The sequence below is a fragment of the Flavobacterium sp. genome (assembly GCF_049590715.1).
In the GTDB taxonomy this organism is placed as follows: domain Bacteria; phylum Bacteroidota; class Bacteroidia; order Flavobacteriales; family Flavobacteriaceae; genus Flavobacterium.
Window position 1 is genome coordinate 17,617 of sequence record NZ_JBAWDL010000105.1, and the last position, 11,303, is coordinate 28,919.

Consider the following 11,303-nt stretch of genomic DNA (forward strand, 5'->3'; position numbering starts at 1 on the left):
TTCTTATTTTACCATATAATATAAAAATAGGTTTAAGCTAGTCAATTCGACTCTCTTAAACCTATTTATTTTTATAACATACTTTATTCTATTTATTTGTCTTAATGAATTTGAATACTTTATTCCCATGAGTACCTTCTAAATTTAAAAAATAAGTACCCTTTGGTAAATTATCAATTTTAATAAGAATTGGTATATTATGACCATCTATTATTTGAACCAGTTTTCCCGTTTGGTTATAAATAGTAACTTTGTATAATTGATTCAATTCATAGCCCGAAATAGTAATATGATCACTCGCTGGATTTGGATAAATCGTAACTTGAGATAAAGGAGTATCAAAATCATCAATCCCTAATATAGCTTCCTGTAATTCAATACGATCCAAATTCCACTGCCAATCATTACTACCAGATGCTAACAATCTCATCGTATGAACACCTGCGGTAAAAGACACTTCGTTTTTAGCTACTAAAGCTACAAAAGTTCCCCAACTTCCATTATTAGTCACATCATCTGTTGAAAAATCCTTTCCATCAAAAGAAACTTTAATTTGGGCATTATTACTTGGTGTAGATATAAAATAAACAATCTTGTATTTCCCTGCTTTTGGGACATTAAAACTATAATCTACCCAATCACCAGCATTTACATAACTGATTATAGTAGCCTCTTTACTGACTCCACCATTAGGATTAGCCGATTCTACAAAAGTTCCTCCTGTACTACTAAATGATTCAGCTTCAATAATTAAAGTATTTCCACTTGAATTTGTTACATTGACAGCTGTTGTTGCTATTTTAGCTCCATCTGTTGTTGTGGCTGTTATCGTCGCTGTTCCTACAGACATAGCAGTTACTAAACCACTTGCATTAACTGTTGCTATCGCTGTATTACTAGAACTAAATGTCATTGTTTGATCTGAAGCATTTGTTGGAGTTACTGCTCCTGTCAAAGTAGTGGTTGTTCCTGCAACCAATGTTATCGTAGCTGGACTTAAGGTTGCTCCTGTTACAGGTACCGAAGTTGATGATGCTACTGGCTTATAGATACGAATCCAGTCAATTTTAAAAGTATGATTTGCTGCATTAGCAATTTCCTCATTAGTAGGTGTACGTCCTTGGTAAGCATTCCAATTCTGATCTTCCATATTAATAATAATTTCCAACTCTTTAGTAATTGATTTTGTACCACTATAATTCATAGGATCTATTACACTTGTAATAGAAGCTGCATTGGCTGCATCAAGACTAGAAGCCGAATTAACAGCCTGATATCCTGTCCCATCTCTATTAACAGCTCCATTTGTCACACCTGTAGGGTAAGTATAGTGCCATACTCCGTTTTTATCCAAAGAAGCAAAGGCTTTATCAGATAATATCCTAACTAATTTTCCATCGATATAATATTCTATATGAGTAGGTGATTTCCAATATACTCCAATTCGTACATAATTAGGATAGGTTCCCCAGCTTGTTACCCCTGTTTGTTCATACCAACTATAAGTATCTGCTGGTTGATAATCTGTAAAAGGATTACGAATAAACATATGATGACTAAGGTGAATGTTTTTTGAAAAAAAAGAATTGCGGTTATCTACTCCAGATCCTCCATAACATTCTAAAATATCAATTTCTTGTGTATCATCAGGACTCAGCATCCAAATATCTGAGGCCATTACAGCATTGGCTACTTTGACACGAGCTTCAACAAATACAGGATAAAGAACTTTGCGGGTTGATGTAATACAGCCTGCTCGTGTAGCGGGTTTCGTATCTGTTGCGGGATTGGCTATTCCTGTACTGTAGGATTTAGTTTCTCCTGTAATACGGCTAGCTTTAATTTCTAATTCACTACCAGAAACAGATGTATTTCTGTAATCCCAAATAGTTGGTCCTGGACCAGTCCAATTATTATGGTAAAAATTTTTCCATTTTCCGCCAAAAGTGGTCAATGCATTTGTAGCATCAAATTTGTAATTGAAATCATCTGATATATCAGATTGAAGTTCCCACATTTTACCAGTACCCGCGTCTGCAGGAACAGGTATACCAGCCCAATCTTGGGCAAAAAAACTAATAGGAACGAAGAATAAAAACAATACTATTTTTCTCATAATTTATGATTTGTGATTCGCAAAAATACCCTTAAATCAGTATAATTAATAATTCCAATACTAGACAAAAACTTGACTTTATAGTATTCTGTCTAATAAATTTGAAAAGTACAATGGTATTTCATCAAACATTCATTAATATCCATTTTGTTATTTTTTTGATTAAATCGTTCTTTAACAAGTATAAAAACTAAAAAAAACAATCATATAATTTTAGAACAAATAAAATCTCACAAATATTCAATTCAAAGCAGTCAAAATCACTTTTTTTTTATAATTTGCAGTAAAACTCAATCTTCGAACCTATGGCTACAATAACTAGACTTTTCGATATCCCATATTACCAACTGGAACGTTTTAATTCCATTCCAGATGCCTTGGCTAGCAAAGTAAATGGTAGTTGGGTCAAGACATCTACCCAAGAGTATATCGACAAAGCCAATGCTATATCGAGAGCACTCTTGCAAATGGGCATTCAAAAGGATGACAAAATTGCCGTTATATCTTCCAATAATAGAACGGAGTGGAATATTATTGATATTGGTGTTTTACAAACTGGTGCCCAAAACGTTCCTGTTTACCCTACTATTTCTGAAGATGATTACGAATACATTCTCAATCATTGTGGTGCTATTTATTGTTTTGTTTCGGATACTGAAGTGCTTCGTAAAATCAATTTGATTAAAGATAAAGTTCCACAACTTAAAGAAATTTATAGTTTTGATGCTATACCTGGTTGCAAAAATTGGAAAGAATTAATAACATTAGGTGATGAATCGAACAATCAAGAAGAGGTAGAAGTTAGAAAAAATAGTATTCATACGAATGATTTAGCCACTATAATATACACTTCCGGAACCACAGGAAGACCTAAAGGCGTGATGCTTTCTCATCAAAATATTGTTTCAAATGTACTTGATAGTGCTCCAAGAATTCCTTTCAAAGCAGGCGATAGTAGAGCCTTGAGCTTTCTACCTATTTGCCATATTTTTGAGCGCATGGTTTTATATTTATACCAGCATTATGGCGTTTCTATCTATTTTGGGGAATCAATTGAAAAAATAAGCGACAATATCAAAGAAGTTAAACCTAACGTAATGACTGTTGTACCAAGATTAATTGAAAAAGTATACGATAAAATCTACGCCAAAGGCAACGAACTCTCCGGCATTAAACGAAAACTATTTTACTGGGCAATCAATTTAGGATTGCGATATGAACCTTATGGAGCCAATGGTTTTTGGTATGAATTGCAACTCAAAATAGCTCGAAAATTAATTTTCAGCAAATGGAAAGAAGGACTTGGTGGAAACCTAGAGTTAATGGTTTCTGGAAGTGCCGCACTACAACCTCGTTTGTGTCGTGTTTTTGCCGCAGCCGAAATTCCTGTGATGGAAGGGTATGGCCTTTCTGAAACATCACCTGTAATTGCCGTAAATGATATGCGAAATCGTGGTTTCAAAATTGGGACTGTAGGCAAGCCTATTGGTGAGGTCGAAGTAAAAATTGCCCAAGATGGTGAAATCCTTTGCAAAGGACCAAATGTAATGCTTGGCTATTTCAAAGACGATGCTAAAACTGCCGAAGTTATTGAAGATGGCTATTTCCATACAGGAGACATTGGAGAAATAGACACCGAAGGCTTCCTAAAAATTACCGATCGCAAAAAAGAAATGTTTAAAACCTCAGGAGGAAAATACATCGCACCACAAATTCTTGAAAATGCCATGAAACAATCCCGTTTTATTGAACAAATTATGGTGATTGGTGATGGTCAAAAAATGCCTGCTGCCTTTATTCAACCTAATTTTGAATTCGTAAAAGAATGGGCTAAAATTCACAATATTGATCTTGGAACCACTAATGAATCTCTAATTACTAACGAGAAAGTCATTGCTCGTTTCAAAGAAGAGATCGATACTATCAATGAAAAATTTGGTCATTGGGAACAAATCAAACGTTTCGAACTCACTCCAGATCTCTGGACTCCTGAAAACGGACAACTGACCCCTACAATGAAACTAAAACGTAAAGTTGTTTTAGAAAAATACAAAGAGTTATTTGACAAAATATACAATTAATCCACTAAGCCACGCTACATCAAGTGTGGTTTTTTTTAGGAGTACAACCTACCTAGACATAAAAACGTCTCGCCCTGCTGTCCGCTATATCTCTCCGCTCCGCTACGAGGATACCGCTCCCATCAGGACTATTTTGAACGTATCTTTTTTAAAATCTGTAGAATCCCTATACCCTTTAAATTAGGAATACTATTTTAAACTTTTCAAGGCCTCAATAAATACATTGATATCCTCTTTCGTATTATAATGACTCAACGAGATACGGAGATTCGGTTTCTTCAAATCTTCTATAGATAACATCTCCGCTAATACATGTGAAGGTCGGATGCTTCCACTCTGGCACGCACTACCTCTTGAAACTGCAATTCCTTTCATATCCAAATGAAACAAAATCATCGCCGTTTTATCTGCAGAAAAAGGCAACGTAATATTCAAAATCGTACTCAAAGCATTCTCATTGCCATTAATTGAAAAACCTGAAAAAAATGTTTTTAATTGAGTTATTAAATAAGACTTCAATTCAGATATATAATTAATTTCTTCATTCATTTGAACACATGAAATTTCCAATGCTTTGGTCATCCCTGCAATTTGATGGACAGCTTCAGTTCCTGCACGCAACCCCTTTTCTTGCTCTCCACCATATAACAAAGGTTGCAAACCAGAATTTTTCTTTACAAAAGCAAATCCTACTCCTTTTGGTCCATGAAATTTATGTGCGCTAGCCACCAAGAAATCAACTGAAACCAATTGCAAATCAATAGCAACTTTCCCTAAAGATTGTACCGTATCCGAATGAAACAGCGTTTTATATTCCTTACAAAGCATTCCAACTCGTTGTAAATCCAATACAACACCCGTTTCATTATTTACATGCATCAAACTCACCACTGTTTTCCCATCAACACCTAAAAGTTCAACCAAATGAGTCAGGTCAATCGATCCATCAGCTTTCACATCGACATAATCAACTTGAAGATGAAATTCCTTTTGTAATTCTTGAACCACATATAAAACTGCATGATGTTCGATTCTACTAGTAATAATTCTACGAACATTCAAATCCACCACAGCAGATCGAAGGATCCAGTTATTGGCCTCGGTAGCTGATGAAGTAAATATAATTTCCGAAGCGGTAGCATTAATACATTTTGCAATTCCTTTTCTAGAAAGTTCCAAAATACTTTTACTATTGCGTCCTAAACCATGCGTAGAAGAAGGATTTCCATAATCCTCTAACATAATTTTAGTCATAAGTTGTACCACTTCTGGACGAATTGGAGTGGTTGATGCGTTATCTAGGTATACTTTTTTCATTACCGCAAAGTTATGAAATATCAATTGTGAATTCTTCAATATCATTTGCCATTTTTTTCGCTATTTTTGTATCAAATATTTTATACAATGAAAAAAATTGCGAGTCTACTGGCTTTTATGTTCCTTTTAAACAGCTGTGACGATGGAAATCTAACACAAGAAAATATCGATTTTGAAACGTACAATACTCAAAAATGTGCTAATAACAATATTATATACAAAATCAACGATAAAGAAGCGTTGCTTATTGAAATTCCAACTACTAGTTTTGGTAATGAACCTACTACAAAATCACTAACTATAAGTGCCACCAGCAATCGTGTGGTTTATCGTTTTTATAATGGTGTAGTTTCATCTGACAACATTTGCGAAACCATCCAACCAGCCACTCCAATTGTAGTAGACCAATGGGTAGCTACATCAGGAACGATCGAAATATTAACCTCCGCACAAATAGACACTTCGGAAGACGGCAATAATAGCACTAAAATTACTGGATACAGCCATCTGATAACCCTAAAAAACATCACTTTTTCAATAAAAAATGGGGAACAAACTTTTAGGACATTGGCATTTGGTCGCTATATAACTACCGCTACTAACCTTCCTTTTAATTTTGAAAAACTACTGACTAAATGTAGTAGTTCAAATCAAATTTACGATTACAAAAGTAACGAAGCAATACTATTAGACATAGCCCCATCTTTAATTGTAAACGAAGTAACACCACCAAATACTCCTAGAATTGGTTTAATAGGTACTACAACAAATAAATTGACTTATCGCTTATTTACAGGTCTTTTAAGTCCTGATTATTTCTGCCAAGCCACAACACCTACTACACCTACCCTTTCTCAAGAATGGATTGGTTCAGAAGGTGTATCTGATACAAGTGGTATTATTGAAGTAACCACAACCACTAACGGAACGAATGGTTTCAAACATACAATTACTCTAAAAAAAGCCACATTAAAGAAAGGCAATAATAGTTTTACTTTGGGTGATAGTTATCTTTTAGGAGAATTAAATACTACTAATTAAACTGAATTCAGATCATTGTTTTCAAAAAAAAAGGCTTATTTCTACTGTGAAATAAGCCTCTTTTTTTTTGTTTCTATATATCATTTTTTATGATCAAAAGCTATACAATAAAACTTCAATTGTAATGTGAAATTTCTTTTCAGTGATATTAGGCATCTTATTTTATTCATTAGACATGCTACTTTATTGGGGTATTTATATTTGCTTTCAGCAATAAAACTGAACTAAAATTTTAATTTTAAACGCCAAAAAATAGGCGAAAAACACACTTTAAAAAACAGTCTAAAATCTGTTAAACTATCACTTTTTTTACCCCTTTTTTCATATCAAAAAAGGGACATATTTCAGGTTGAAATAAGTCCCTTTTTTGATGAAATAATAACGACTAACTTTTACTTTGTTTGATATAAACTTCGGTTGCACCTTGTCCGTATTTTTGATAATTGGCTTCATGAAAATCGATATTATCATAACGACCTAACAAGAAATCCAACTCTGATTTCAATACTCCTTCACCCACACCATGTATAAAAACAATCTTTGGAATTCGGTTTTTAATGGCAAATTCAATATGCCTTTTTGCTGTTTCAGACTGCAATGTCAAAATATCATAATTTGACATTCCGTGTTTATTTCTAACCAATTTTTCGATGTGTAAATCGAATTCCGGAACCGGCATTTCATTTTTATTTTTGCGTTCCTTTACAAAACTTCTTGGTTTTGGTATGGCTTTTTCTTTTTCCACTTCACTTATATTAATTCTTTTAATAGAATTATCTAAACTACTGGAATCGTTTACCTTAATTAACTCATTGACAAAATATGTCATCACAAATCCATCTGTTGTTTCAACCGTAACCTCTTTATCTTTTACTGAAATCACAACACCATCAATAGCATCATCCAGTACCGAAACCTTATCCCCTTTACTAAACATTATCTTCTTCTTTATTTTTATTTTTACTTGGCGTTTTGGCACTCAACTGCATCATACCAAACATAAAAACAACGATTGCCCCTACCATCAAATATACATTTTTATTCGCACTTACCTGCTCTGTTAGAATGATAAGTATTGCTATTACCATTATTATAATTCGAATTATTTTCATTGGATTTTTTATCTGGTTTCAAAAATAAGGAATTAAAAATTAGCATCCTTTTTAGCTAAAAAAACATTCTAATTTATTTTTGTAAATTGCTAAAAAAATCCCCCTTTGGAAATTCAAAAAACACTACTTCCTTGCATCAGCAAAACGGTCTTTGGAATCGACTGTTTGGGTTGTGGTTTTCAGCGTGCTTTTTTACTTTTAGGACAAGGTGATTTTCAAGCTTCATTCGAAATGTTTCCCGCTATTTTTACAACCATTCTTTTTTTGATCTTCATCAGTTTTCATTTTTTTTATAAAAAAATAACCTCCAAAAAAAACATTCAATTACTGTTTTTAGCACAACTCGTTTCTATGATTTTAGGATATTGGTACAAGAATTATTTCCTTTTGTATTCTTAAAAGATACCCATTAATCAAAAATAGTTCAATATATTTGTGAAGCATAATTACCGAAAAATAATTTCAAAAATGCAAACCATACATTCATCTTATTTATTTCCTTTCAATTCACAAACTTCTTTGTGCAATTGTTGTTGCTGTTACTAAAAAACACAACATGAATTTTCTTTTTCATTCACCTTTTAAACTTTTATAATCATGACAAAAGATCTGATTATCCAAAATATTGACGCATTAAAAAGTCATTTATCTATCAATTACCGTATCAAAACTAAAATTGAAGATTTTACAGAACAACTATTTTATACCTTGTTTGATTCTAATGCTTCCTTAACTGATAGCATCGACGGACTCGAAACGCTTTTTAAAGACATTTCAAAAGTAGCTTGCAAAAAACCACAAAACGATTGTGACGCTATTTGGAATAGTTTTCTTCAAAAACTACCTAGTGTTCTTGAAAAACTAAACCAAGATGCTGCATACATTTTAGAGAATGACCCTGCCTCAAATAGTATTGAGGAAGTATATTTAGCGTATCCTGGTTTTTATGCCATTGCTATTTATCGATTGAGTCACGAGTTGTACAATCTTGACTTAATGCTTTTTTCAAGATTAATGAGTGAGTATGCGCACAAAACTACTGGAACAGATATCAACGCTGGAGCTCAAATTGATTCTCCTTTCTTTATTGACCATGCTACAGGTATTGTAATTGGAGAAACAACCGTGATTAAAAAATACGTCAAAATTTATCAAGGAGTAACTCTTGGTGCTTTAAGCGTTAGTAAAGACATGAAAAATGCCAAACGTCACCCCACTGTTGAAGAAAATGTTTGCATTTATGCCAATGCAACTATTTTAGGAGGCGAAACCATTATAGGTGAAAATAGTATTGTAGGTGGAAATGCATGGGTAACCAAATCAATCCCAGCTAAGTCAATGGTCTTAAACACCACCACCACTGAAGTAAAAGTAAAAGAAATCAAATAATTTTAAAGTCATAAAAAGCCTTTAAACATACCTTCAAAATATGAAACCTCAAAAATTAGTTGACTTAATAGGGAATACTCCACTTTTAGAGACAGTCAGTTTAGTACCAAATAAAAATGTAAAACTTCTTTTAAAGCTAGAAGGAAACAACCCTGGCGGGAGCGTCAAAGACAGAGCTGCTTATTACATGATCAAAGGCGCTCTCGATCGTGGCGAAATCAAAAAAGGAGACAAACTAATCGAAGCAACTAGTGGGAATACTGGAATTGCTCTAGCGATGATTGCGCAAGTACTCGGTATCGAAATAGAATTAATCCTCCCTGAAGATTCTACTAAAGAACGCACCCAAACCATGCGTGCTTATGGTGCAACCGTGATTTTAACTTCTGCCAAAGAAGGAATCATTGGCTCTAGAGACTATGCTGATAAAAAAGTAGCCGAAGGAGGCTATATTATGCTGAATCAGTTTGCCAATGATGACAACTGGAAAGCACACTACAACACCACTGGTCCTGAAATATGGAATGACACCGAAGGAACCGTAACGCACTTTGTGTCGGCTATGGGAACCACTGGAACCATTATGGGAACATCAACTTATTTGAAAGAAAAAAATCCTGCGATTCAAATCATTGGAGCGCAACCAAGCGATGGTTCGCAAATTCCAGGGATCCGCAAATGGCCACAGGAATATTTACCAAAAATATTCAATGCTTCCAAAGTAGATCAAACCATTGACGTTTCAGAAACCGAAGCACGTGAAATGACCAAACGGCTGGCTACAGATGAGGGTGTGTTTGCAGGAATGAGCAGTGGTGGTTCAGTTGCAATAGCCGTAAAAATTGCGAACCAACTAGAATCAGGTGTGGTTGTAGCCATCATCTGTGATCGTGGAGACCGTTATTTATCTTCGGATCTATTTGATTAATTGTTTTTCTTCTATTTTTTTACCGTTAAAATGCAAAGTTACTATGGCTTTTTAAAGAACTAAACACTATTTAATCAACTGCAAAGATGATATAAGTCCGCAGGAGTCAACAAGAACAATAAACATTTTGAACCATTAAGAAATAAGTTAAATTAAGTTGCCTGCTTAATAGTCTTAATTTCTTAATGGTTTTATTTTATCCAAATTAACAGTACTCAAAAATAACATCCATTTACTTTTATTCGATGCAGCAAAAAACAACACAAGACTGGCCGTATTTAAAGAAATATGAAAAAGAGAACCAATCTATCCATTCCCCTATTTCAGAAGAAAACAGAGTGGTTTTTATGGGTGATTCCATTACGGAGTTTTGGGGAAGGTTAATGCCCGAATTCTTTGAAGGAAAATCATACATCAATCGTGGGATTAGTGGACAAACAACACCCCAAATGCTCGTACGTTTTAGAGCCGATGTGATTGCTTTACAACCTAAAACTGTTGTGATTTTGGCTGGAGCCAATGATATAGCAGGAAATACTGGTCCTGCAACCTTAGAAATGATTACCAACAATCTTTTCTCGATGATGGAACTAGCCCAAATACATAACATCAAAGTCATCTTATGTTCGGTTTTACCTGCTAATATGTTTCCGTGGAAAATTAGAGAAAATCCTTCTCAAAAAATTATCGCTTTAAACCAAATGCTTCATCATTACACCAAAGAAAACAATATTCAATATCTAGATTATTACTCCGCAATGGTGGATGAAAATGACGGAATGATTACCACATATACTGAAGATGGGGTACACCCAAACCGAAAAGGATATGAAGTAATGGCTCAAATGTTTAATCTATACCGCTAAGACACTAAGATATTATAAAGCCAACATCATTTTTTGAACCATTAAGATTTAGAAAAATTAAGTAGGACTGCTTAATGGAACTTAATTTCTTAATGGTTTTTACTTTTACCTAATTTCAAAATAAATTAGTTAGTACAAAAAACAGCCTTTAACAGACTAATTATTAACTCCAAAACACAAAATAACGGATTGATTGAAAAACATTATGTAATTTGGGATTAAAATCTAGAATTCCTTTAAACATTCTGAATAGTTAATGTGAGATAAATTAATTGTCAGTAATCACAAAAAAGAGCGACTTCTAAATAGACAAACTATACAAAACTACAGTTATGCAAAAAAACATAAAAATGTACGGGGCTGAATGGTGCCCTGATTGCCGAAGAACAAAGGAGTTTTTTACCAAAAACAATATTGAATTTGAATACATCAATTTAGACATCACTCCAGATG

Annotated in this window: 11 protein-coding genes; 7 read left to right on the forward strand and 4 right to left on the reverse strand. The window is 33.8% G+C overall.

All coding sequences use genetic code 11. The features are described from left to right. Positions 1 to 88: 88 nt before the first annotated feature. On the reverse strand, positions 89 to 2,116 hold the full coding sequence (locus WBQ70_RS04975; RefSeq protein WP_423911344.1) for a carbohydrate-binding protein: 2,028 nt from the start codon (positions 2,114 to 2,116) through the stop codon (positions 89 to 91). Between the two features lie 305 nt (positions 2,117 to 2,421). Here WBQ70_RS04975 and WBQ70_RS04980 point away from each other — a divergent pair, with 305 nt between their 5' ends. Continuing rightward, positions 2,422 to 4,197 (forward strand): AMP-dependent synthetase/ligase, encoded by a 1,776-nt coding sequence (locus WBQ70_RS04980; protein ID WP_423911345.1) that lies wholly within the window; start codon positions 2,422 to 2,424, stop codon positions 4,195 to 4,197. 189 nt (positions 4,198 to 4,386) lie between these two features. Here WBQ70_RS04980 and WBQ70_RS04985 read toward each other — a convergent pair whose 3' ends face one another. Continuing rightward, complete coding sequence (locus WBQ70_RS04985; protein WP_423911347.1) at positions 4,387 to 5,514, reverse strand: cysteine desulfurase family protein; 1,128 nt, start codon at positions 5,512 to 5,514, stop codon at positions 4,387 to 4,389. A gap of 87 nt (positions 5,515 to 5,601) precedes the next feature. On the opposite strand from WBQ70_RS04985, the gene WBQ70_RS04990 reads away from it, so the two are divergent. Beyond that, on the forward strand, positions 5,602 to 6,555 hold the full coding sequence (locus WBQ70_RS04990) for a hypothetical protein (RefSeq protein ID WP_423911349.1): 954 nt from the start codon (positions 5,602 to 5,604) through the stop codon (positions 6,553 to 6,555). 385 nt (positions 6,556 to 6,940) lie between these two features. On the opposite strand, the gene WBQ70_RS04995 is transcribed toward WBQ70_RS04990, so the two are convergent. Both WBQ70_RS04995 and WBQ70_RS05000 read right to left on the reverse strand, forming a co-directional pair. Next, complete coding sequence (locus WBQ70_RS04995; RefSeq protein ID WP_423911351.1) at positions 6,941 to 7,492, reverse strand: Smr/MutS family protein; 552 nt, start codon at positions 7,490 to 7,492, stop codon at positions 6,941 to 6,943. Continuing rightward, complete coding sequence (locus WBQ70_RS05000) at positions 7,485 to 7,667, reverse strand: hypothetical protein (RefSeq protein WP_423911353.1); 183 nt, start codon at positions 7,665 to 7,667, stop codon at positions 7,485 to 7,487. The genes WBQ70_RS04995 and WBQ70_RS05000 overlap by 8 nt, the downstream gene beginning before the upstream one ends. A 105-nt stretch (positions 7,668 to 7,772) precedes the next feature. Between WBQ70_RS05000 and WBQ70_RS05005 the strand changes: the two genes are divergently transcribed. The 5 genes from WBQ70_RS05005 to WBQ70_RS05025 all read left to right on the forward strand — a co-directional run. Next, positions 7,773 to 8,066, forward strand: coding sequence for a DUF2752 domain-containing protein (locus WBQ70_RS05005; protein ID WP_423911354.1), 294 nt, complete (start codon positions 7,773 to 7,775; stop codon positions 8,064 to 8,066). A gap of 198 nt (positions 8,067 to 8,264) precedes the next feature. Then, entirely contained in the window at positions 8,265 to 9,056 is a 792-nt protein-coding gene (gene epsC / locus WBQ70_RS05010) for a serine O-acetyltransferase EpsC (RefSeq protein ID WP_423911355.1), read from the forward strand. A 40-nt stretch (positions 9,057 to 9,096) separates the two neighbouring features. Further along, entirely contained in the window at positions 9,097 to 9,984 is an 888-nt protein-coding gene (gene cysM / locus WBQ70_RS05015; RefSeq protein ID WP_423911357.1) for a cysteine synthase CysM, read from the forward strand. A gap of 245 nt (positions 9,985 to 10,229) precedes the next feature. Beyond that, complete coding sequence (locus WBQ70_RS05020) at positions 10,230 to 10,850, forward strand: SGNH/GDSL hydrolase family protein (protein ID WP_423911358.1); 621 nt, start codon at positions 10,230 to 10,232, stop codon at positions 10,848 to 10,850. 350 nt (positions 10,851 to 11,200) lie between these two features. After that, a partial coding sequence (locus WBQ70_RS05025) for a glutaredoxin family protein (RefSeq protein ID WP_423911360.1) occupies positions 11,201 to 11,303 on the forward strand: 103 nt, incomplete at its 3' end.

Bases quoted from the DNA above. Each gene is read 5' to 3' on its own strand.
- WBQ70_RS04985 (WP_423911347.1), bottom strand. From the start codon at position 5,514: ATGAAAAAAGTATACCTAGATAACGCATCAACCACTCCAATTCGTCCA.
- WBQ70_RS05020 (WP_423911358.1), top strand. From the start codon at position 10,230: ATGCAGCAAAAAACAACACAAGACTGGCCGTATTTAAAGAAATATGAA.
- WBQ70_RS05000 (WP_423911353.1), bottom strand. From the start codon at position 7,667: ATGAAAATAATTCGAATTATAATAATGGTAATAGCAATACTTATCATT.
- WBQ70_RS04980 (WP_423911345.1), top strand. From the start codon at position 2,422: ATGGCTACAATAACTAGACTTTTCGATATCCCATATTACCAACTGGAA.
- WBQ70_RS04990 (WP_423911349.1), top strand. From the start codon at position 5,602: ATGAAAAAAATTGCGAGTCTACTGGCTTTTATGTTCCTTTTAAACAGC.
- WBQ70_RS04975 (WP_423911344.1), bottom strand. From the start codon at position 2,116: ATGAGAAAAATAGTATTGTTTTTATTCTTCGTTCCTATTAGTTTTTTT.
- WBQ70_RS04995 (WP_423911351.1), bottom strand. From the start codon at position 7,492: ATGTTTAGTAAAGGGGATAAGGTTTCGGTACTGGATGATGCTATTGAT.
- epsC (WP_423911355.1), top strand. From the start codon at position 8,265: ATGACAAAAGATCTGATTATCCAAAATATTGACGCATTAAAAAGTCAT.
- cysM (WP_423911357.1), top strand. From the start codon at position 9,097: ATGAAACCTCAAAAATTAGTTGACTTAATAGGGAATACTCCACTTTTA.